Genomic DNA, 21,142 nt, shown 5'->3' on the forward strand with positions numbered 1-21,142 from the left:
CTACGCCGCGTCCCGCCACGGCTGGGAGGTACTGCCAGTACCGGTCTCATCAGGGCTCTCCCTCTTCGGCGCGCTCCGGGGTTGCATGGGAGGGTGCTCACCCCGTTGCCTCCCACCGCTGGACGCACGACGCCGCCCCGCGGCTCCGTTGCGCGCCTCGCCGCACGGCGGGTCGCCGCGCTTCAGAAGCTGGCCCTCAGACCCTGGGACCTGACCCCTGGTCCCACCCAACCCCTTGGAGGATCCCCCATGGAACTCATTCCCGCCCAGACTCCCGCCGTTGCCCCGGCATCCCGCTTCACCGGCCATGTCGAGGTGACCACCGTCTCCGCGGCGGCCGCGCCCGGGTGGCTCGCCGCCGCCGTCGTGCGCTTCTCCGCCGGCGCCCACACGAATTGGCACGTCCACGCGCTCGGCCAGACCCTCTACGTGCTCGAGGGGACCGCGCTCGTGGGGACCCGCGACGGTCGCGTCGTGGCCGCCGGACCCGGCGAGACCGTGCAGTGCGCCGCGGGCGAGGATCACTGGCACGGCGCGACGGCCGACGCCGCGATGGCGCACCTCGCGATGCTTGCGGGCGACGGCGAGACCGATCCGACCACGTGGCTCGAGCCGGTCGACGACGCCGCGTACCGGGCGGCCAACGGCACGGAAGAAGCCGCCGCCAACGGCAAGTGACCGAAGGCCCGCGGCCCGGCGCCGCCGCGCGCGTAACTCCCCAGCTCTAGCCCCGACGAGTGCTCTGACTCGTCCCGACATCCGCGTGATTGCGCGGGTTGAAGGCTAAAGCTGGGGAGTTTCGCCCGTTAAAGCTGGGGAGGTCGGAACGTTCGACCCCCGGGAAATGACGGTCAGAAGTGACCTCAGGAACTGACTCGCAGAAGGTGACTCCCAAAGGGTGGGCCGGGACGGCGCCGTCGTGCCTGTCCTGCTCACTCAGCCTTGTGGGCTGGCCCACTCCTCGCGTACCATCGATGTGAGCGATATTAGAACACGCAGTTCTATTATCGAACAACCATTCCGATGGCGAGAGGTCGCCACCCCACAGAGAAGTGAGGAAGCCCGTGCAGTTCCACCACCACGGCTACGTGTCCACGGATCCCAAGGTCCAGCCGGCCGCTGGCGTCGGCCTCAACCGCCCCGAGGAGCTCCCGGACAAGGTCGACGTGCTCATTGTCGGCACCGGCCCCGCGGGCATGATCACCGCAGCGCAGCTCTCGCAGTTCCCCGACGTCAACACCCGGATTATCGAGCGCCGCGGCGGCCGCCTCGAGATCGGCCAGGCGGACGGCATCCAGGCCCGCAGCGTCGAGACGTTCCAGGCCTTCGGGTTCGCCCCCGAGATCATCGCCGAGGCCTACCACATCACCGAAATGAACTTCTGGCAGCCGGACCCCGAGAACCCCCAGAACATCAAGCGCACCTCGCGCGCGGTGGACGACGAGATGGGCATCAGCGAGTTCCCGCACCTGATCGTGAACCAGGCCCGCGTGCTCGACTACTTCGCCGAGGTCATGGAGAACTCCCCGACCCGCATGAAGCCGGACTACGGCTGGGAGTTCGTGAGCCTTGAGATCGGCGAGGGCGAGTACCCCGTCACCGTCAAGCTCGCCGGCACCTCCCAGCATGAGGGCCAGGAGCGCACCGTCAAGGCCAAGTACGTGGTCGGCTCCGACGGCGCCCGCAGCAAGGTTCGCGACGCGATCGGCTGCGAGATGTCCGGCGACCGCGCCAACCACGCGTGGGGCGTCATGGACGTCCTCGCCAACACGGACTTCCCCGACATCCGCACCAAGTGCGCCATCCAGTCGCACGACGGCGGCAGCATCCTGCACATCCCGCGTGAGGGCGGGTACCTCTTCCGCATGTACGTAGACCTCGGCGTGGTGCCGGACGACGACAACGGCACGATCCGCGCGACCCCGCTCCAGGAGATCATCGACCGCGCGAACAAGATCCTCCACCCGTACTCGGTGGATGTGAAGAGCGTCGCCTGGAACAGCGTCTACGAGGTCGGCCACCGCGTCACCCACCGGTTCGACGACGTCCCCACCTCGCAGGTCGGGCAGCGTTCACCGCGCGTCTTCATCACCGGCGACGCGTGCCACACGCACAGCGCCAAGGCCGGACAGGGCATGAACGTCTCGATGCAGGACGGCTTCAACATCGGCTGGAAGCTCGGCCACGTCCTCGAAGGCCGCAGCCCCGAAAGCCTCCTGTCCACCTACACGGCCGAGCGCCAGGTGATCGCGCAGAACCTCATCGACTTCGACCGCACGTGGTCCTCGATGATGGCGAAGAATCCCGAGGACTTCGAGAGCCCCTCGGAGCTCGCGGACTTCTACGTGCGCACCGCCGAGTTCCCGGCCGGATTCATGACCGAGTACCACCCCTCGGCGATCGTGGGCCAGGCCAAGCACCAGGACCTCGCCACGGGCTTCCCGATGGGCAAGCGCTTCAAGTCCGCCAAGGCCCTGCGCATCTCCGACACCAACCCGCTGCACCTCGGCCACCTCGCCCAGGCCGACGGCCGCTGGCGCATCTACGCCTTCGCCGATGCGGCCAAGGCCGGCACGCCGGACTCGGCGATGGCGAAGTTCGCCGACTGGCTCGCCAACGACCCGGCCTCCCCCGTGGTCTCAACCCCCGAGGGCCTGGACCGCAACGCGTGGTTCGACGTCAAGGCCGTCTACCAGCAGGACCACCACACCTTCGACCTGAACGACGTCCCCAGCGTGTTCAAGCCGCAGGTGGGCGAGTTCCAGCTCAACGACCTCGAGAACGTCTTCGGCACCTACTCCGCCGCGGACATCTTCGAGGAGCGCGGCCTGAGCCGTGACGGCGTGGTCGTGGTGGTCCGCCCGGACCAGTACGTGGCCAACATCGTCCCGCTCGCCGCAACCGACGAGCTCGGCGCGTTCTTCGCGGGCGTCCTGAAGGGCCATGCGGCCGCTCAGGTCTGACCAGACCAGGAGCCGCTTCAGGCGGCTGCACGACGGCGAGGGGTCGCCTCCCGCACGGGAGGTGACCCCTCGCCCGTCCCAGCCCCGAAATAGAGCGCATTCCGGAAGACCGAAAACCTCGTCAATTGCCCCGAATCCTGCATTTCAAACATCTTCGAGCAGATGCGGGATTATTTTCCCGCCAGCCTTGCCATCCTACCGCGTGCATGCTTTTCTGAAACCCTCCATGCGGAAGTCCCGTAAATAGAAAAGCACATGCCAAACACCCAGCACGGGAGGTTGCCATGCCTGACTCACTCACCGCCGGACTTGCAGAAGTGGCGCGGTTCGTCCCCCAGCTCCTGCTGTTCCTCGTCATCCTGATCGTGGGCCTGCTCGTGGCCAAGGCGATCGCAAACGGGCTCTCGCGCCTCCTGACCAAGATCGGATTCGACCGCTGGGTCGAACGGGGCGGCGTGAAGCGCGCCCTCGCCGGGTCCAACCTCGACGCGAGCACCATTGTCTCCAAGATCATCTATTACGCTCTCGTCCTCTTCGTGCTTCAATTCGCGTTCGGCGTTTTCGGCCCGAATCCAGTCAGCACTCTGCTCGCGGCCATCATCGGATTCCTGCCCAAGGTTGTCGTCGCCATTATCATCGTGATCGTGAGCGCGGCGATCGCCGCCGCTGTGAAGACGCTCATTCAGGGCTCTCTGGGCGGCCTGTCGTACGGCAAGACGCTCGCCAATATCGCGAGCATCTTCATCATCGGCATCGGCATCATCGCCGCCCTCAACCAGGTGGACATCGCGGTCACGGTCACGACCCCCATCCTCATCGCCGTGCTCGCGGCCATCGTCGGAGTGGTGATCGTGGGAGTGGGCGGCGGCCTCATCAAGCCCATGTCCCAGCGCTGGGAGCGCTACCTCTCCCGCGCCGAGAATGAGGCCCCGCGCGTCAAGGCGCACGCCGAGGCCGCCCCGCCGGCTACCGAGCAGATCAAGGAAGCAGCCCGCCAGCACATGCCGCCGACCCAGAGCGACGGTGCCCACCGCTACTGAGGCGGCCCGCTGCCTCTCACGGAACACGTAACAGATGCAGGCCAGAAGAGCCAGAAGAGGAGAACCACAATGTTCACGAGTGCGGACCTAGAGGACCTCAAGGACGGCCAGGGAGATGTGGTCTCGCAGGACGGGGAGAAGATCGGCGCCATCGGCGAGTTCTACCTCGACGACCACACGGACGTGCCCGCATGGGTCACGGTGAAGACCGGGCTCTTCGGCACCAAGGAATCCTTCGTTCCCCTCGAGGGGGCCAGGATCGCGGAGGAGAACCTCGTGGTCCCGTATACGAAGGATCACATCAAGGATGCTCCCCGCGTCGACGCTGAGGAGCACCTCGAACCGGGCGAGGAGGACCGGCTCTACCGCCACTATGGACGCTCCGCTCCGGCCCAGGGACTGGCGGGCACCGAGCGGGCCCAGAACGAGGCGGCTCTGCAGGACGGGCCGATCGGCCGACGCCAACTGGCGATGGGCCTCCGTCGGCGCCCCCTCGGGAATGGTCTGAACCAGCCCGTCCCTGTGGAGAACACACCGGTCGACGGTAGCGCGGTCGAGACGGACAGGAACATCGGTGACGACCGACTCCGGTGACGGACGGCGGGGTTCGCCAAGACGGCGCGATCCGCGGCCGGAGCCGGGTGACCGGACGGAGCCGACGGAACCGGCGGGCGCCCCGGCCCACGGACTCGGAGGAGCCTCGCCCGAGGACCCGCGGACTCGGTCCGGCGCCCCGCAGCCCGGCTCGCCCCGGGCGGACTCACCGCAGCCGGGCTCGCCCCGGGCAGACTCGTCGCAACCGGGCTCGCCCCGGCCCGGGGTGTCCCGGGCCGGGGCCACGTGGACCGCGGTCATCGCGGGCCTCGTGGTCTTCATCCTGCTCGTGGTGTTCTTCATCCAGAACCAGGACATGGCCCAAGTCCACTTCCTGGGCCTCGTCGGTCCGGTGCCCCTCGGGATCGCGCTGTTCATCGCGGCCGTGGCCGGCGGGGTGCTGGTGGCCATCGCCGGCGCCGTGCGGATCTTTCAACTTCGAGCCGCCGCCCGCCGGGCACGGCGCACGACGCCGCCCCGGCGCTGACCATCACCCCCGCTGTAGGGCCTCCGTGGCCGCCCAGCTCGCGAGCAGCCGCAGCCGCTCCTCGCTCGCCGAACCGGGCTCGGCCGTGTAGGCGAACATAGTCCAGCCGGGATTGGCGGGCAGTTCCATGGCCTCGTAGGCGAGCTCGAGGTCGCCGACCACGGGGTGGTGGATCCGCTTGTGGCCCGTGCGGTGGAAGCGGACGTTGTGGGCTGCCCAGCGCACGCGGAACTCCTCGCTCGTCACGGAGAGTTCGCCGATGAGCTCCTGGAGGGCGCGGTCGTGGGGGCTGCGGCCGGCGTAGCCCCGGAGGGTCGCGACGACGTCGTCCATGTTCTTCTCCCAGTCCGGGTAGAAGTCGCGCGCCGCGGGGCTCGTGAAGAGGAAGCGTGCGTTGTTGGCCGGCGTCCCCGGGGACGCGGTGGCCTCCGTGACGGGAGTGTACAGGGCGCGGCCCAGCGCGTTGGCCGCGACGAAGTCCATCCGCTCGTTGCGCACCCAGGCCGGCGCGCCGGTGACGGCGTCGAGGAAGCGCTGGAGGCTGTCCCTGACCTCGGGTGCACCCGACCCACGCGCACGACGGCGCGTGCCCGCCGCGCCCTGAGCAGCGGACTGCTGCGACGCCGACCGCTGCGACGCCCTGGCGAGGTCGAAAAGGTGGGTCGTCTCGGCCTCGTCGAGCTGGAGGGCGCGGGCTAGCGAGTCGAGCACCTCGTCCGAGGCTCCGGAGAGGTCGCCGCGCTCGAGGCGCGCGTAGTAGTCAGCGCTCACGTTCGCCAGAAGGGCGACCTCCTCGCGGCGCAGGCCGGGCACGCGGCGTCGGCTGCCTCCGATGAGGCCCGCCGATTCAGGGCTCACATGGGCGCGGCGGGTGCGGAGGAACTCGCGCACCTCACTTCTGGTGTCCATGGTTCGAGGGTACGGTTCGCTCCCCGCGATTGGGGCGCCCTGTCAGGGCACGGATCAGCGGTCGGTCGGTCAGTCGCGGCGCAGGGTGGGCCACGGCGAGGCCAACGCGGACGTTGCCGGCCACGTGGATGAGCACGGCGACCACGAGGAAGGCTGCCAGCACCTGGGACGTCGTGACGAAGACTCCCGGCCACCCGCCGTCGAGCGTCGGATCGAGGAAGTCGTAGACGTACCAGCCGTCGATCCCGCCGCGGATCCACGAGAAGGCCAGGAACGCGGCCGGGTAGACCATCCAGGCGAGCGGCCGCCACCACCTGCCGCGGACGGTGCGCGTGACGAGGATCCAGTCGAGCGCCATGACGAGCGGGACGATGCGGTGGTGGATCATCTGCGGCCAGTACATGTCCAGGGTCCACCATGGCTCGCTGGGCGGCGCGACGAGGACCACGTAGATGATGCCCGTCATGACCATGTAGAACGTGAGCGCGCCGAACAGGTGGTCCCACCAGAGCGGGAGCCTGGTACGCGGCCACGCCGCGGAGGCGATCAGGACGAGCCCGACGGCCAAGTTCGACTGGACGGTGAACTCGGAGTAGAGCTGCGGGATGTCGACGTCGTTGGTCGGCAGCGTCGCGTCCATCGTCTTCTGGATGAGCGCGACGAGGACGGCGACCCCCACGGCGGCACGCACGAGGCGGATCCAGAGGCGGTCGGGGTGAAGCGCGTGGTTGAGGGCGAGGTTGTTCTCCGCCGGAGGGATCAGTGTCGATGCGCCGCTCATGGCCACAGTCTGCTGCTGCGCGGCGTGCGCACCCAGAGTCGAAAGTACTGCCAGCTCAGAACCCCGAGGGCATCCGCGGCGTGTAGTGCTCCTCGAGGGCGCGCGCCTCGTCCTCGGAGAGCGTCAGCTCAAGGGCCGCGGCGGCGTCCGCGAGGTGATGCGGCTTGGTCGCCCCGACAATCGGGGCCGTGACCACGGGGTTGTGCAACACCCAGGCGAGGGCGATCTGGGCCATGGGCACGCCGCGGGCCTCGGCGACGCGCTGGACGGCGCTGACGATCGGCTCGTTCACCTCGCCGGAGTAGCGGCTCTGCAGCGGGTCCGTCTCGGCCCGCTGGGTGTGCTGGTCGCTCCACGGGCGCGTGAGGCGGCCCTTCGCGAGCGGGCTCCAGGGGAGGCTGCCCACGCCTTGATCCACAAGGAGCGGCATCATCTCGCGCTCCTCCTCGCGCATCACGAGGCTGTATTGGTCCTGCATCGAGACGAACCGCGTCCAGCCGTTCGCCTCGGCGGCGTGCTGCATCTTCTGGAACTGCCACGCCCACATCGACGACGCGCCGAGGTAGCGCGCCTTGCCGGCCTTCACGACGTCGTGCAGCGCCTCCATCGTCTCCTCGACCGGCGTCTCCGGGTCGAAGCGGTGGATCTGGTAGAGGTCCACGTAGTCGGTGCCGAGCCGGGACAGGGACGCATCGACCTGCTCCATGATCGCCCGGCGGGACAGTCCGCGGCCTCCCGGACCTTCGTGCAGGGGGAAGAAGACCTTCGTGGCGAGGACCACGTCCTCGCGGCTCGTGTAACTCCGGATGGCGCGGCCCACGATCTCCTCCGAGGAACCGTAGCCATAGACGTTCGCGGTGTCCCAGAACGTGATGCCGAGCTCGACGGCCTGGCGGAAGAGCGGCGCGGCCGCGTCGTCGTCGAGCGCCCATTCGCTGAAGCCGCGCGAGGCGTCGCCGAAGCTCATGCAGCCGAGGGCGAGGCGGCTCACGCGCAGGCCGGAGGTACCGAGGCGTGTGTACTCCATCGGATGGTTCCTTTCGTCGGTGGATACGCCCGACGCTACGCGGCCCTCTTCGCGCGAGGGAGGCCCTGTGAGTACGCGGATGGGGCGGGCCCCCGCTGCGGACGGCGCCGAGCCCGGCGTCTCGCCATGGCTGCAACCAGAAGGACGACGGCGGCCGCCGCCATCGCGGCCCGGCTCACCATAGGCCCAGCGCCGGTCCCGACGGTGGCGGAGACGGCCTCGAGCGCGGCCGGGACCACGAGGAACTCGGGCCTTCGGGCGATCAGGGCCAGAGGGATCAGCATGAGCGCGTACCAGGCATAGCTCGGGCACACGATCACGAGGGCCCAGCCGACCGAGACCGCCTGCGCCACGGCGGGCTCGAGCCGGTGCCGTGCGAGCCACACCCCCGCCCACACGGCGAGCAGTGCCGCCACGCCCACCACGAGCGCCGCACCCGGCGGCAGCAAGATGCCTGGCAACGAGAATCGCGTCGTGTCCCCGCCCGAGGAGTAGCCCTCCTCCGAGAGGTACCCCGGGAGGTAGCCGAGCACGGCAGGGCCGGACGCGAGCACATACGGGACGTACACCGCACCGACCGTGCCGACCGCCGCAGCCGCGAAGCGCCGCGGCCGGTCCCTCAGCATGCCGGGAAGCGCAGCGGCCGGGATCACCTTGGTCGCGACCGCGAGGCCGAACAGGATGCCCGACCTCCCGACACGCCGGGCCCCGAGCGCGAGGGCTGCCCCGGCGAGCAGGACCGCCGCGAGGGCGTCCACGTGCGCGTTGTTGACGGCCTCGAGGAGCACGAGCGGGTTCCACGCCCACAGCGCCGCGTAGGCCACCGGGATTCCGGCGCGCGGGAGGGCGCGGGCCAGCAGGAGCGTTCCCGCGAGCGCGAGCACGAGGCCCACGGCCTGAAACGCGATCCACCCCACGCCCGCGGGCAGCGGGAGCCGCACGGCCCCGAAGTACGCCTCCGCCACGGGCGGATACGCGGTGGGGACACGCGGCCGGTTGATCGCGGTGCACAGGGGCTCGCCGCCGGGCACCGAGTCCGTGAGCACGTCCCCTGTCGGGAAGTGCCCGCCGGGGGCTGCGGTCTCGCACCGCTGCCCGTCGCGCGACGCGAACAGCCATGCGGGCCTCAGGTCCGCGAGCGCGTCCGACGCCGGCACGTCCCGGTACGGCGAGATCCCGGCCTTCTGCACGATCCCGTCCCACGCGTACCGCGCCGAGTCGTTGCTCGTGGACGGCGGCGCGGACATCGAGGCTCCGCCAGCCGCGAGGAGGCCCAGCACGATGGTGCCCAGCACCCAGCGATGGCCCGCCCCCGACCGTTCGGCCCTGCGCACGAGGGCCCACGCCGCGATGGCGGCGACCCAGCACGCCGCCGTGCCGACCAGCACCCGCAACCGGTCGCCGTCGTGCGCGAAGACGGTCCAGACGACGGCGGCGACGAGGGCAGCGAGAGCAAACGCGGCCAGCGCGAGCAGGCACGCGGAGAGGAGTGCGGTTGGACGCGGAGAGGGGGCGCGGAGCCGCGGAGGGGCCATGCTGACAGCGTCCCGCACGAGGCGCGGCCGTGGGAGCGATCGAGGGTTCCCGTTCGGGTTCCGTAAGGTCTCGCGGGCCCTGCGCGGCCGCCCCGGTGCTGTGCTTGAGGGCATGGAACGAAGGACCATCCCGACGGCGGGCCGCATTGCCGAAGCGGCATCCTCGAGGCTGCTCACGGCCGTGCATTCGCCCACGCGGGGCACTCGGCTCACGGTGGTGCTGGGCCGGTGGCTCGCCGGCATGTTCGCTCTGTGCCTGGCCACGGGGTTCTACTCGCACGCGCTCCAGGACCCGGCGACGTGGCCCGGGGCGACGCTCGCCCGGCCCGTGTGGCTCTACGCGGTGACGCAGACCGTGCACATCACGGCCGGGACGGTGAGCGTTCCGCTGCTGCTGGCCAAGCTCTGGTCCGTGTATCCGGAGCTCCTGAAGTGGCCTCCCGTCACGTCCGTGCTGCACGCGCTCGAGCGAGCGAGCATCGCGGTGTTCGTCGCGGCCTCGCTCGTCGAGGTGACGATCGGCATCGTCAACACCTTCCAGTGGTACCCGTGGCCATTCCCGTTCCGCGAGACGCATTTCGCGCTCGCGTGGGTGATCCTCGGCTCGCTGCTCATCCACGTCGCCGTCAAGTACCCGGCGATCGCGGCGCATTGGCGGGGAGCGCGGGATGGGCGCGGAGGTCTTGATCGCTCTGGGCCGGACCGCGCACGACGACGGGTGCTCGCCCTCGTGGGCATCGGCGCCGCGGCCGCATTCCTCGGCTCCGCGACGCAGAACGTCCCGTGGCTGCGCGACGCGGCCGTGTTCACGCCGCGCAGGCCCGGGCGGGGTTCCCAAGGGCTCGCGGTGAACCGGACCGCGGAGGCGGCGGGCGTCGTCGTGCATGATGGTGCGGCAGGCTGGGAGCTCGCGGTGGCCGTGGGGGCGAGTGCCCGGCGGTTCAGCCTCGCCGACCTCGAGGCGCTTCCCCAGACGGAGCACGGGCTGCCGGTCGCATGCGTGGAGGGGTGGGTGCAGGACGCGGTGTGGGCAGGGGTGCGGATGCCGGACCTGCTGCGGGCCGCCGGGGCGAGCCGGGGTGACGTCGTGGTGCAGAGCCTCGAGCGCGCAGGCAACAACCGCATGAGCGTGCTGCCGGAGAAGTTCGCGTGGGACCCGCTCACGCTCGTGGCACTGCGGGTCAACGGCGAGACCCTCAGCCCGGACCATGGCTATCCCGCGCGGATCATCGCGCCCGGGCGGCCCGGCGTGCTGCAGACCAAGTGGATCTCCGAGCTGCGGGTGCTCGCAGCCGACCCCGGGAGCCCGGCATGAGCGCGCGGTTCCTCGTCCGGGCTCTCGCGGTGCTGTCGGGTGCTGCGATGGTCGGCGTGGGCGGGGTGCTCCTCCTGGGCTCGCTGGCCCTCGGGCAGCTGGTCGGCCTCGCGGTGTGGCTCGCGGCCGCCGTCGTGGTTCACGACGGCGTGTGGGTGCCCACCGTGACGGCGGCGGCCAAGGTCGGGCCGAGGGTCTGGTCAAGAATCTGGCGAGCGCTTCACGGGGCCAGCCGACCATCCTGAGGTACCGGGGCCGACACGTCATCGCGTGAATGAGCCTCCGTCTCAGCTATCTCCGGCGCAGGAGGCAGACGGGGCGCCCGCTCAGGCTCCGCTGCGTGACAGGGTCCCAGCCCGTGTCCGCTGCCGTCGCCGCGAGCGCCGCAGGCCCCAGAACAGCCCAGGGGAACTCGTCGCTGAGGTGCCCGCGAGCGTCCCTCAGCCGGGCAGCGAAGGAACGGTCCGTCCACGGACCTGTGGCGGCCTCGACCCAGACCGAGGCTCCCGGTGCCGTGATCTCGCGGACCCGAGCGAGCAGCGCTGCCGGGTCGCCGCCGATGCCGATGTTGCCGTCCATCAGCAGCACCCCTCCCCATCCGGCGCCTGCCCGGCCGGTCGAGGTGATCTCGGCGCAGGGATGGAAGACCGAACCGAGCACGGCCTCGCCGCCCCTGCGGGCGAGGCGGACGGCGCGCTCCTCGACGTCGATACCCACGGCATCGATTCCCGCTCGGCGTGCCGCGGCTACGAACCGGCCGGGTCCGCATCCGATGTCCAGAACCGGGCCCGTCAGTGTACCGAGCAGCGCCCGCTCCCCCGGCGTCGCATGGAACCAGGCGCCGGCGTCGTAGCGGGCGAGCGGCTCGGCGCGCGGATCAGCGTCCGCATCGATCAGGTCGAGGATGCCGTGGCGGCGGCGCAGCGCCCGAGCGTACGGGTCGCCGCCGCCACGGCCGAAGAATGACCCGGGCCGGAAGGGCCTGTGCCACGCGGGTTTTGTGGCGCCAGTCACCGTTGCTTCCATCCGGCCCTCGAGCCCAAGGCTGGCAGGCTCAGGGCCAAGGACCGCGGTGCCTGCTGGCATGCTGGCTGGCAGAAGACTCGCCGCCGCGATGGCGTCGGCGGTCACCGCGCGGCCCCTGTCGCGGCGAGCACGCGGGTCACCACGGCACTGAACTCGGTCCCGGGTAGCTGGGCGGCAACGGCGGCTGCATCCTCGGGAGTATCGACGTCCCGCAGGGTCGGGAGTTCGCGCACCGTGAGCCCCGCGCGGCGCAGCCGGCCAAGCTGCCGCACGCCCGTGTCCGGCCGCGACATGGGCACGCCCCGGATCAGCCTCCCGTCCGGTTCGGCGAGAGCGAGCGCCCAGAAGCCGCCGTCCTCCGCGGCGCCGAACCACGCGTCCGCAGGTTCGACCCCCGCACCATCGGCCGGTGCGACGCCCGTGGCGGCTCCTCCGTCAACGCCACACCCCCAATCCGCGAGCAGCGGCGCGAGATCGGCCCGTGTGAACTGCGGCGTGTCCATGCCGAGGATGAGCAGCGGCCCGTCCACGGCATCGCACAGGGCGGCGAGCCGCTCATCCAGACTCCCGTCGGGCTGAGGGACATGGCTGAATCCGGGGATCGTCGCCGCGGCGGGGCTGCCGTCGAAGTAGAGGATCCGCGAGCGCACCGGCAGCGACCGCACGGTCTCGAGCGTGGCGCGCAGGCTCAGCGAGGCGAGGTCCGCGGCCTCCTGGGGAGTGAACGCGGGGGCGAGCCGGGTCTTGACCCGGCCGGGCAGGCACTCCTTGGCGACCACGGCGATGGTGAGGTCGTCCGAGCGGCGGGTCTCGGCGTCGTGCCCCCGACGGCGAGCCCGGGACCGCGCCCGGGACCGGCTGTCGGCGAGCAGGGTCGCCATGTCGTACACGGCCGTGGCGGTACCGCGGACGGTTCCCGTGACCTTCGAGCGGCCCACGCGCGGTGCGTAGCGCACGGGCTGCTCGACGACGTGCCAGCCCGCCTCGGCGGCGCGCAGGACCATCTCGAGCGGGTAGCCGCTGCGCCGGTCGGCAAGGCGCAGCCCGCGCAGCGCGTCGGTGCGCGCAATCCGCATCGGTCCAAGATCGCTCAGCCCGACGCCGGACCCGGCCCGCAGCAGCGCGGCAAGGGCGCGGTTCGCGACGCGCGCGTGGAGCGGCCACGCACCGCGGTCGGGGCGACGGGAGCCGAGGGCGAGGTCCGCGCCGTCGTGCGTCAGGAGCGCGAGGAGACCCGGCAGCTCGGCGGGGTCGAGCGAGCCGTCCGCATCGCAGATCGCCACGAAGGGCGCCGTCGCAGCCTGCAGCCCGCAATGCACGGCCGCCCCGAAGCCGCGGCGTGGTTCGACCACGACCGTCGCGCCGAGCTGCGCCGCGAGCTCACCCGAGCCGTCGGTCGAGCCGTTGTCGACGACGATCGCCCGCCACCCCGCCGGCACCCGGCCGAGGACCCAAGGGAGCGCCCCGCGCTCGTTAAGGCACGGGAAGACTACGTCGACAGGTGCGGGAGTCACGGTGTTCACGCCACCGACGCTAGGCGGAGGGGCGGGGCCTCCACCGCCGAATATCCTTACGGAACGCTGACCGATGCCCCCGGGCACCGCCCGCCCGGTCCGCTCCGCCGCGAGCGGGCCTATCCTGCGAGGGTGAGCACCGACCGACCACGCCCACCCGCCGCCACGCCGCTCGGCAACCGACGCATCCTCGTCGTCGAGGACGAGCTGACGCTCGCCGACGTGGTCCGCGGGTACCTGCTGCAGGCCGGGTTCCAGGTGGACGTGGCCCACGACGCGTTCACCGCGATGCACCTCGCGGCCACCCGCACGCCGGACCTCATCCTCCTGGACCGCATGATCCCCGGCCTCGACGGCGCCGAAGTCTGCCGGCGGCTGCGCGCCGCGACGGATGTCCCGGTCATCATGCTCACGGCGCTCGGCACGGAGGACGACCGGATCGCCGGGCTCGAGGCCGGCGCCGACGACTACATCACCAAGCCGTTCTCCCCACGCGAGCTCGTGCTGCGGGTCGAGTCCGTGCTGCGGCGCAGCCTCAAGGACTTCGAGCCCGAGCCGACCGTGGAGGGCGGCGGGATCCGCCTCGATCCCGGCTCGCGCACCGCGACGCGCCGGGGCGAGCCCCTCGCCCTCACGCTGCGGGAATTCGACCTGCTCGCCTTCTTCCTCCGCCACCCGGGCCAGGCGTTCAGCCGGGAGGACCTCATCCGATCGGTGTGGGACTGGACGTTCGGAGACCTCTCCACCGTGACCGTGCACGTGCGCCGGCTCCGGGAGAAGATCGAGGACGACCCGAAGAACCCCACGCTCCTGACCACCGTGTGGGGCGTGGGCTACCGCTTCGACGGCGGCGCGTGATGGCCGCCTCCGCAGTGGTCGGGATCCTCGGCTGGCTCCTGGGCTGGTCCGTGCTCATCACGGCCGCCAGCCTCGGCCTCCAGCGCCTCGCCCGCCGGGCGCCGTTCTGGGTGCAGCTCGTGCTCGTCGTGGCCGCGACTGCGGGGGTGTTCATCGCGGGCATCGCGACGGCGCTCAACGGCATGGCCATCTCCGAGGCCGACCTCTCGGTCCTGTGGCTCATCCTCGCGCTCGCGGCGGCCGTGGCCATCGCGATGTCCCTCGTGCTGGGGCTCCGGCTCTCCCGCTCGACCTCGCGCCTAATTGCCGACGCCGCGCGGATCGGCCGCGGCGAAGTGCTCACCGGCAGGCTCCGGCCCTCCGACGCCGGCAGCGCCGAACTGGCCGCCCTCGCGGGCGAGCTGACCCACACGAGCCGCAGCCTGGACGAGTCCCGCGCGCGCGAGGCCGACATCGAGTCCGCGCGGCGGGAGCTCGTCACGTGGATCTCCCACGACCTCCGCACCCCGCTCGCGGCCGTGCGGGCCATGGCCGAGGCCCTCGACGACGGCGTTGCGACAGACGCCGCCGACTACCACCGCCGCATGATCACCGAGACGGACCACATGGCCTCCATGGTCAATGACCTCCTCGAGCTCTCCACCCTCGAGGCGGGCACCCTCGTGATCCACGCCGAGCCGCTCGAACTCTACGACCTCGCGAGCGACGTCATGGCCGAGCTCGCGCCCCTCGCCGCCCGGCGCGGCGTCACGCTGGGAGGCGGCCCCACGGCGTCGTGCAGGGTCCTCGCCGATGCGCGCACCGCGAGCCGCGCGCTGAAGAACGTGGTGCTCAACGCGGTCATGTACAGCATCGAGGGTGGCACGGTCACCGTGGGCCTCGGGCCCGGCACGGGCGGGACCGGTGAGGTGTGGGTCCAGGACACGTGCGGCGGCATCGGCGCCGAGGACCTGCCCCGGCTCTTCGACCCCGGCTGGCGGAAGTCTGCGTCGCGGACGCGAGGGCCGGGCGGGGCGCCGTTCGTCGGGGCGGGTTCGACGGCGGCTGGCACGACGGCGCCCGGCTCGCCTTTCGCCGGGGCGGGCGTGGGACTGAGCGTCGTGGCTGGGATCCTGCGCGCGCATGGCGGAACCGTTGCGGTGGAGAACCGCGACGGCGGCTGCCGCTTCACGCTCGCCTTCCCGCTGGACCAAACGGCTGGGACCAAGTGAGTACACGGCTCACGCGCGGCAAGTACGTGCACCGCCTCGGGCGGCGTCAGGCGGGGCGGGGGAACCGGCCCCTTATCGTGGTCCCAAGCGCCACGAAGGCTGCCCTCGCGTGGTCTGCTTGGCGCGCTCCCCAGGGCAGCTGGCCGGCAGGGCGAGGCTGGAGCTGGCCGTTGCGTTCATGGCGCGCGGCCGCGCTGACCATGAAACCCAGGATGGCCATGCCGAGTATGAACGAGTAGATGACGCCCCGCTCGAACAGACCTGAGTACGGCGTGGAACCACCGGTCAGCCCCATGGCGAGTGCTGACACGATGGCGATGATGGCCAGGCCGAAGAACCAAAGGCTCGCATTATTGCGCCTCAGCCATAGGACGCCGATTGAGGCGAGCGACGCAACGATGCCACAGAGCAGTATAAAGACGGCCGTGTCGTGGACTGGCGGGAAGTAATCCTCGGGGATCACCCCGATGATGAAGATCGCAAGCCCAGTTATTGCGAGCGACCATCGGACGACCGTGGTCCAGACGCGAGCGAACCTCGTTGGCGGGGCGAGTCTGAATTTGCCATCTGTCGCACCGCGCCGCAGCTGTCTGTACGCCTGGTCCAAATCACCGGCATGGACGAACCAGAGTGCCGGTGACGTGATGAGACAGGCAGTGACGATCACGCTGGCTCCGATGAAGATTAGGGCAAGGTCCATATTGGCAAACGAAGGCGAACACACGTACCGAGCCGGACTCCCATCATCCTGGCAATGGATCGCGCCGAGATCACTGACGTAGTTGGAGAGGTAGTTGTAAGTGCCATGGCCATTCCACCCAAGCTGGACTACCCACTCAACGACGACGAAGCCCAGCAGCGCCTTTGCGGCCCATGATCCGACCATGTGCCGAACATCCGAGGTCTTTGGACGACGGCCCAAACACCATCCACCGAGTAACTCGATCCAGTTGCTCACCGTGCTCATGGTAGGATTAACGCGCACGACTGGATGAACCTCAAGAGGCAGAGGCGACGTGACACAACCCGCGAACTTCCCGAGGGTACTCACCCGTTAGTTCAACGCGGCGAGCGCACGATGTCGATAGCTGATTCTCAGTCCGTTCGCCCTAGCCAATGGGGCTCGACCACTCGTCGCGTGACGCGCTCAGCCTCTACCCAGAACTCGCGCGCCGCCTAGTAGTACTCCACCGGCCAGACCATCTGGACCCTAACGTGCGTGCCTAACCTCCCGCGCCCCGCCCCTCGGCGACCGGCGGACGTCGGCGGCCGACGGACACCAGCGACTCGGCGAGGGACCGCATGCCCTCGGCGAAGCCGATGCGGGGATGCCAGCCGAGCTCGGCAGTGATCGCGGCGGAGCTTGCGGTGATGTGCCGGACGTCCCCCGCGCGGTAGCGGCCGGTGACGACGGGGCGGATACCGGCGGGCGCCGAGATCGCCTCGGCCACGTCCAGGATCGTCTGCACCGAGGGGCCGCCGACGTTGAACACCCGGAACGCCGGGCCGGGCGCCGCCGATGCCTTGAGGAGGGCCCGCGGTCCTTCGCCGCGCGCCAAAGACCCTTCAACGCGCGCCCGGGAGCCCGCACCGGGCGCCAAAGACCCCGCAATGGCTCGGATCGCGGCGATGGTGGCCTGCGCGACGTCGTCCACGTGGACGAAGCTGCGGCGCTGGCGTCCGTCCTCGAACACGAGCGGCGCCTCGCAGCGCGCCACGGCCGAGGCGAACAGCGCCGCGACCCCCGCGTACGGGGTGTCGCGCGGAAGGCCCGGGCCGTAGACGTTGTGGTAGCGCAGCGCGATGGCCGTTCCTCCGGTCGAGCGGGCCCAGGCCGCCACGAGGTGCTCCTGCGCGAGCTTGGTGAGCGCGTAGACACTGCGGGGGTCGGTGGGCGCGTCCTCGGTGGTGAGAGCCGGGAGGAGGACCTCGCCGTCGTGGGCGTCCCGCGGGTCGAACAGACCGGCGGCGAGGTCGCGTTCGCGGCGCGGCGCTGGCCGCACCGGACGGCTGTCCGCCGGGTGGACGTAGGTGCCCTCCCCGTAGACGACCATCGAGGACGCGAGGACGAGGCCGCATACGCCGTGGTGGGCCATCGCGGCCACAAGCTGCGCCGTCGCGAGACCGTTCTGGCCCACGTACGCGGGGGCGTCGGCCATCCCGAGCTCGAGCCCGACCTTCGCCGCGAGGTGGCAGACAACGTCGGTCCCCGGCAGGACCCGCTCGAGCGCTGCGGGGTCCCCGGCGTCGCCGCGCACGGCCATGACGCCGTCCGGCAGCGAGCCAGGCACTGAGGCGGGCACGACGGCGTCGAGCACCGTGACGTGCCAGCCCTCGGCCGCAGCCGCGCTCACCACCGCCGACCCGATGAAGCCCAATCCGCCGGTCACGAGGAGCCTCATCGCCGCACCGCCACGCGGCCGGGCGCGGGTGCAGCGGGCGCAGGTGCGGCGGGCACGGACGCCGCGGGGGGCGTAGGCACCATGCCAGCTGCCACTCCGCCGGTGGCCGCTGGCCGGCCAGTCGCGGGCAGACCGGGATCCGGCGAGGCAGCCGCGGCCGCCATGAGCCGGGCGACGGCCTCGTCAGGCAAGAGCTTCCGCGGCGCGTATCCCTCGGGGACCAGTCGGGCCGCCGCGAGGAGGACGCGCTCGAAGACCAGGCTGGCGCCCGCGAGGCGCTCCCAGACGGCCTCGGCGGTGACGGCCTCACCCACGGAGGCGCCGGCGTCGGAATCGGTGACGAAGGCCAGCGCTGCGTAGCCCATGCCGAGCTCGGCGGCGAGGACGGCCTCGGGGTACTGGGTCATCCCCACGAGCTGGGCGCCCGTCTGGGCGAGCGCGCGGGACTCGGCGCGGGTGGAGAACCGGGGGCCGTTGATGACGGCCATGGTGCCCGAGGCCGCATACGGGATCCGCGCGTCCGCGAGCGCGGACGCGAGCACGTCGCGGAGACCGGTGCAGTAGGGGTCCGCTGCTGAGAGATGCTGGACGCCCGCCGTCGCGCCGGGGCCGGTGCCGTCGAAGAAGGTGTCCGCGCGGCCCCAAGTGCGGTCGATGAACTGGTCCGGCAGGACGAACGAGCCGGGGGCGAGCTCTGGCACGAGGGAACCGCACGCCGCGGTCGCGAAGACGGCCTCCACGCCAAGGCTCTTGAGCGTCCACAGGTTGGCGCGGTAGTTGACCTGCCGCGGCGCGACCGAGTGGCCGCTGCCGTGGCGCGGCAGGAAGGCGACCGCTGGGCCGTCCGGCCCGTGGTCCCCAGGCCGGCGACCCCCGATGAGGGAGATCGGCGCCGACGCTGGCCCATAAGGGGTCTCGATCTCTGCAACGCGGTCAGCCCCGGGGAGACTGTAGAGGCCGGAGCCGCCGATGATCGCAACGCGCGCCCGGAAAGGATGGTCATTCACGGATTCCACGAGACCATCGTGCCCGCGGGGGCCGGGCGATCCGCCCCTCGCGCCTTACGGTTCCGTGACGTCCCAGGGGTGGCCTGCCAGTACACGGATAACCCGCCACTGCCACAGCGTGCCACGAGACGCTGAACTTGAAGGGTGACACATGCTCCCCACCGCCCCACCACACGACCGTTGCTGGCGATCATCCTCGTCAGCTACTTCATGATCATCCTGGACAACTCGATCATCTTCACCGGCCTGCCGCAGATCCAGACGGCCATGGGCCTGACCGCCACCGAGCTTTCGTGGGTGCAGAACGCGTACACCCTCGTGTTCGGCGGCCTCCTGCTCCTGGGCGCCCGCGCCGGTGACCTCCTCGGCCGACGGCGCGTCTTCGTCGCCGGCCTGGCGCTCTTCGGAGTGGCGTCGGCCCTTGTAGGCCTCGCCCCGGCGGGCTGGTGGCTCATCGCCGCGCGGGCCGTCCAGGGCGTCGGCGCCGCCGTCGTCGCGCCGACGGCACTCTCCCTGCTCACCGCCCATTTTGAGCCCGGGCCGGAGCGCACGCGCGCCGTCGCGGCGTACGGCGCCGTGGCCGGGATCGGGGCGAGCGTGGGCCTTGTGGTGGGCGGTGCCCTCGCCCAATGGGTCTCGTGGCGCGCCGGCTTCCTGATCAACGTCCCCATCGGGGCTGCGCTCGCATGGGCCGCGGTGCGGACCATCCCGACATCCGCTCCCGCGCGTGGCCGGTTCGACACCGCTGGCGCTGTGCTCTCCACTCTGGGAGTGGGCTCGCTCGTGTTCGGGATCGTCGCCTCGGGGGACCCGGATCTGGCGGGCGACGCCGGCTGGGCGGCGCCCGCCGTCGTCGTGCCTCTCATGGTGGGCGGGATGCTGCTTGCCGCGCTCGTGCTGAACGAGGCGCGGGCCGCGCAGCCGATCATGCCGCTGCGGCTCTTCGCGAGCCGCGAGCGGACCGGCGCGTATGTGGCCCGCATGCTGTTCGCGGGCACGATGATCGGGTTCTTCTACTTCACGACCCAGTTCCTCCAGAGCGCCTATGGGTTCACGCCGCTCGCGGCCGGCGTCGCATTCTTCCCCATGACCGTGGTGAACTTCGCCGTCGCGGTGTTCGTGGCGCGCCTGACCCGGCGATTCGGCAATGCGCCCCTGCTCGCCGTGGGCCTCGCGTTCACCCTCGCCGGGATCGCGTGGCTCGCGCAGGTCACGCCCTCGGCCCCGTATGCGACGGCAGTTGCGCTGCCGATGGTGCTCGTCGGCATCGGCCAGGGTCTCGCGTTCGGGCCGCTCACGGCGGCCGGGATCGCGGGCCTCCAAGCGGCAGACGCCGGCGCTGGCTCGGGACTCGTCAACACCGCACACCAGCTCGGAAGCTCGCTCGGCGTGGCGGTTCTCGTGACCGCCGGGGCCGGTACCGGCACTCTGGCCCGCGAGGTGGCGACCGCCTACGCTGGCGGGACAGCCATGCTCGCAGCAGCCCTCGCCGTCGTGCTTCTCCTCATCGTCCCCCGCGAGCTCGCCGCCCGGCGTGCCGCCCCTGCCCGGAAGGAAGCCCATGTCTGAATCCACTGCCCGTACGAGCACGGTCCCGACGGTCACACTCAACAACGGCGTGGAGATGCCAGCCCTCGGCTTCGGCGTCTTCCAGGTCCCGGACCCCGGCGAGTGCGAGCGCTCCGTGGTCGCCGCCCTCGACACCGGCTACCGGCTGATCGACACAGCCGCGGCATACCTGAACGAGGACGCCGTGGGCCGCGCGGTTGCCGCAAGCGGGGTCCCCCGCGAGGACCTCTTCATCACGACCAAGCTCTGGGTCCAGGACACCGGCTACGAAGCGACGAAGGCCGCGTTCGCGAAGTCCCTGAAGAAGCTTGACCTCGATTACCTCGACCTGTACCTCATCCACCAGCCGCTCGGGGACTACTACGGCTCGTGGCGTGCCATGGAGGAGCTGTACAGCGAGGGGCTCGTGCGGGCCATCGGCGTGAGCAACTTCTACCCGGACCGGCTCGTGGACCTCATCCAGCACAACGAGGTGGTCCCGGCCGTCAACCAGATCGAGACGCACCCGTTCTTCCAGCGGACCGACTACCAGGTGCTCATGCGCGAGCACGGAGTCCAGATCGAGTCGTGGGGCCCGTTCGCAGAGGGACGCAACGCGCTCTTCACCAACCCGACGCTCACAGGGATCGGCGCCGCGCACGGCAGGTCAGTGGCGCAGGTGGTGCTTCGCTGGCTCGTGCAGCGCGGGGTCGTGGCGATCCCCAAGTCCGTGCGGACCGAGCGGATCCGCGAGAACTTCGACGTGTTCGGGTTTGTGCTCTCCGAGGATGAGATGACCCGGATCTCGGGCCTCGACACCGGGGTGAGCGCCTTCTTCGACCACCGCGACCCCGTTCAGGTCACGCGGCTGAACGAGGCCCGCCTTCCGGAGTGAGCTGCTGACAACCTGAGCGGCGCGTTGCCG

General features: G+C 71.0%; 20 protein-coding genes. 11 read left to right on the top strand and 9 right to left on the bottom strand.

The window, feature by feature from the left end:
* Positions 1-249 precede the first annotated feature (249 nt).
* The 5 genes from RBS60_RS04180 to RBS60_RS04200 all read left to right on the top strand — a co-directional run bounded on the left by RBS60_RS04180 (position 250) and on the right by RBS60_RS04200 (position 5,084).
* Positions 250-678, top strand: a complete 429-nt coding sequence (locus RBS60_RS04180; protein WP_307956264.1) for a cupin domain-containing protein — start codon at positions 250-252, stop codon at positions 676-678.
* Positions 679-1,064: 386 nt separating this feature from the next.
* A complete protein-coding gene (locus tag RBS60_RS04185; RefSeq protein WP_307956265.1) occupies positions 1,065-2,963 on the top strand; it encodes an FAD-binding monooxygenase in 1,899 nt (632 codons plus the stop codon).
* A gap of 284 nt (positions 2,964-3,247) precedes the next feature.
* Positions 3,248-4,003, top strand: coding sequence for a mechanosensitive ion channel family protein (locus RBS60_RS04190; protein ID WP_307956266.1), 756 nt, complete (start codon positions 3,248-3,250; stop codon positions 4,001-4,003).
* A gap of 69 nt (positions 4,004-4,072) precedes the next feature.
* Complete coding sequence (locus RBS60_RS04195) at positions 4,073-4,597, top strand: PRC-barrel domain-containing protein (protein ID WP_307956267.1); 525 nt, start codon at positions 4,073-4,075, stop codon at positions 4,595-4,597.
* Between the two features lie 226 nt (positions 4,598-4,823).
* Positions 4,824-5,084, top strand: coding sequence for a lipopolysaccharide assembly protein LapA domain-containing protein (locus RBS60_RS04200; protein WP_307956268.1), 261 nt, complete (start codon positions 4,824-4,826; stop codon positions 5,082-5,084).
* 3 nt (positions 5,085-5,087) lie between these two features.
* Here the strand turns inward: RBS60_RS04200 and RBS60_RS04205 are convergent, their stop codons facing one another.
* From RBS60_RS04205 to RBS60_RS04220, 4 genes are read right to left on the bottom strand one after another with little or no spacing between them, the layout of a single operon-like run.
* Positions 5,088-5,993 (bottom strand): helix-turn-helix transcriptional regulator, encoded by a 906-nt coding sequence (locus RBS60_RS04205; RefSeq protein ID WP_307956269.1) that lies wholly within the window; start codon positions 5,991-5,993, stop codon positions 5,088-5,090.
* The gene (locus RBS60_RS04210) at positions 5,977-6,774 is read right to left on the bottom strand and encodes a Pr6Pr family membrane protein (protein ID WP_307956270.1); all 798 of its coding nucleotides are present in this window, start codon (positions 6,772-6,774) and stop codon (positions 5,977-5,979) included. Before RBS60_RS04210 ends, RBS60_RS04205 begins: the two co-directional genes overlap by 17 nt.
* Positions 6,775-6,829: 55 nt before the next feature.
* Entirely contained in the window at positions 6,830-7,801 is a 972-nt protein-coding gene (locus RBS60_RS04215; RefSeq protein WP_307956271.1) for an aldo/keto reductase, read from the bottom strand.
* Positions 7,802-7,836: 35 nt separating this feature from the next.
* A complete protein-coding gene (locus RBS60_RS04220) occupies positions 7,837-9,336 on the bottom strand; it encodes a glycosyltransferase 87 family protein (RefSeq protein ID WP_307956272.1) in 1,500 nt (499 codons plus the stop codon).
* 112 nt (positions 9,337-9,448) lie between these two features.
* Here RBS60_RS04220 and RBS60_RS04225 point away from each other — a divergent pair, with 112 nt between their 5' ends.
* Complete coding sequence (locus RBS60_RS04225; protein WP_307956273.1) at positions 9,449-10,651, top strand: molybdopterin-dependent oxidoreductase; 1,203 nt, start codon at positions 9,449-9,451, stop codon at positions 10,649-10,651.
* Entirely contained in the window at positions 10,648-10,896 is a 249-nt protein-coding gene (locus RBS60_RS04230; RefSeq protein ID WP_307956274.1) for a hypothetical protein, read from the top strand. Before RBS60_RS04225 ends, RBS60_RS04230 begins: the two co-directional genes overlap by 4 nt.
* Before the next feature lie 46 nt (positions 10,897-10,942).
* Here the strand turns inward: RBS60_RS04230 and RBS60_RS04235 are convergent, their stop codons facing one another.
* Positions 10,943-11,782: a class I SAM-dependent methyltransferase gene (locus tag RBS60_RS04235; RefSeq protein ID WP_307956275.1), complete on the bottom strand. Its 840-nt coding sequence runs from the start codon at positions 11,780-11,782 to the stop codon at positions 10,943-10,945.
* Positions 11,779-13,200: a glycosyltransferase gene (locus RBS60_RS04240; protein ID WP_307956276.1), complete on the bottom strand. Its 1,422-nt coding sequence runs from the start codon at positions 13,198-13,200 to the stop codon at positions 11,779-11,781. The genes RBS60_RS04235 and RBS60_RS04240 overlap by 4 nt, the downstream gene beginning before the upstream one ends.
* Before the next feature lie 123 nt (positions 13,201-13,323).
* On the opposite strand from RBS60_RS04240, the gene RBS60_RS04245 reads away from it, so the two are divergent.
* Together RBS60_RS04245 and RBS60_RS04250 are read left to right on the top strand one after the other, a co-directional pair.
* A complete protein-coding gene (locus tag RBS60_RS04245) occupies positions 13,324-14,049 on the top strand; it encodes a response regulator transcription factor (RefSeq protein ID WP_307956277.1) in 726 nt (241 codons plus the stop codon).
* Positions 14,049-15,260 carry a HAMP domain-containing sensor histidine kinase gene (locus tag RBS60_RS04250; protein WP_307956278.1) on the top strand — a complete coding sequence of 404 codons (1,212 nt, stop codon included), beginning with the start codon at positions 14,049-14,051 and terminating at the stop codon, positions 15,258-15,260. Before RBS60_RS04245 ends, RBS60_RS04250 begins: the two co-directional genes overlap by 1 nt.
* A 46-nt stretch (positions 15,261-15,306) precedes the next feature.
* Here the strand turns inward: RBS60_RS04250 and RBS60_RS04255 are convergent, their stop codons facing one another.
* From RBS60_RS04255 to RBS60_RS04265, 3 genes are all read right to left on the bottom strand, one after another.
* Positions 15,307-16,218, bottom strand: coding sequence for a hypothetical protein (locus RBS60_RS04255; RefSeq protein ID WP_307956279.1), 912 nt, complete (start codon positions 16,216-16,218; stop codon positions 15,307-15,309).
* Between the two features lie 265 nt (positions 16,219-16,483).
* Positions 16,484-17,650, bottom strand: coding sequence for an NAD-dependent epimerase/dehydratase family protein (locus RBS60_RS04260; protein ID WP_307956280.1), 1,167 nt, complete (start codon positions 17,648-17,650; stop codon positions 16,484-16,486).
* Between the two features lie 8 nt (positions 17,651-17,658).
* Complete coding sequence (locus RBS60_RS04265; RefSeq protein WP_307956281.1) at positions 17,659-18,678, bottom strand: MTAP family purine nucleoside phosphorylase; 1,020 nt, start codon at positions 18,676-18,678, stop codon at positions 17,659-17,661.
* 135 nt (positions 18,679-18,813) lie between these two features.
* Between RBS60_RS04265 and RBS60_RS04270 the strand changes: the two genes are divergently transcribed.
* Together RBS60_RS04270 and RBS60_RS04275 are read left to right on the top strand one after the other, a co-directional pair.
* Positions 18,814-20,238: an MFS transporter gene (locus tag RBS60_RS04270; protein ID WP_307956282.1), complete on the top strand. Its 1,425-nt coding sequence runs from the start codon at positions 18,814-18,816 to the stop codon at positions 20,236-20,238.
* Positions 20,231-21,112 carry an aldo/keto reductase gene (locus RBS60_RS04275; RefSeq protein WP_307956283.1) on the top strand — a complete coding sequence of 294 codons (882 nt, stop codon included), beginning with the start codon at positions 20,231-20,233 and terminating at the stop codon, positions 21,110-21,112. Before RBS60_RS04270 ends, RBS60_RS04275 begins: the two co-directional genes overlap by 8 nt.
* Positions 21,113-21,142: the final 30 nt, after the last annotated feature.

The organism is Sinomonas sp. ASV486 (assembly GCF_030908215.1).
In the GTDB taxonomy this organism is placed as follows: Bacteria; Actinomycetota; Actinomycetes; order Actinomycetales; family Micrococcaceae; genus Sinomonas; species Sinomonas puerhi.

What these genes read in the sequence shown, in the direction of transcription:
- RBS60_RS04180 (WP_307956264.1), top strand. Translation starts at nt 250, where the DNA reads ATGGAACTCATTCCCGCCCAGACTCCCGCCGTTGCCCCGGCATCCCGC.
- RBS60_RS04190 (WP_307956266.1), top strand. Translation starts at nt 3,248, where the DNA reads ATGCCTGACTCACTCACCGCCGGACTTGCAGAAGTGGCGCGGTTCGTC.
- RBS60_RS04195 (WP_307956267.1), top strand. Translation starts at nt 4,073, where the DNA reads ATGTTCACGAGTGCGGACCTAGAGGACCTCAAGGACGGCCAGGGAGAT.
- RBS60_RS04205 (WP_307956269.1), bottom strand. Translation starts at nt 5,993, where the DNA reads ATGGACACCAGAAGTGAGGTGCGCGAGTTCCTCCGCACCCGCCGCGCC.
- RBS60_RS04210 (WP_307956270.1), bottom strand. Translation starts at nt 6,774, where the DNA reads ATGAGCGGCGCATCGACACTGATCCCTCCGGCGGAGAACAACCTCGCC.
- RBS60_RS04215 (WP_307956271.1), bottom strand. Translation starts at nt 7,801, where the DNA reads ATGGAGTACACACGCCTCGGTACCTCCGGCCTGCGCGTGAGCCGCCTC.
- RBS60_RS04220 (WP_307956272.1), bottom strand. Translation starts at nt 9,336, where the DNA reads ATGGCCCCTCCGCGGCTCCGCGCCCCCTCTCCGCGTCCAACCGCACTC.
- RBS60_RS04225 (WP_307956273.1), top strand. Translation starts at nt 9,449, where the DNA reads ATGGAACGAAGGACCATCCCGACGGCGGGCCGCATTGCCGAAGCGGCA.
- RBS60_RS04230 (WP_307956274.1), top strand. Translation starts at nt 10,648, where the DNA reads ATGAGCGCGCGGTTCCTCGTCCGGGCTCTCGCGGTGCTGTCGGGTGCT.
- RBS60_RS04250 (WP_307956278.1), top strand. Translation starts at nt 14,049, where the DNA reads ATGGCCGCCTCCGCAGTGGTCGGGATCCTCGGCTGGCTCCTGGGCTGG.
- RBS60_RS04275 (WP_307956283.1), top strand. Translation starts at nt 20,231, where the DNA reads ATGTCTGAATCCACTGCCCGTACGAGCACGGTCCCGACGGTCACACTC.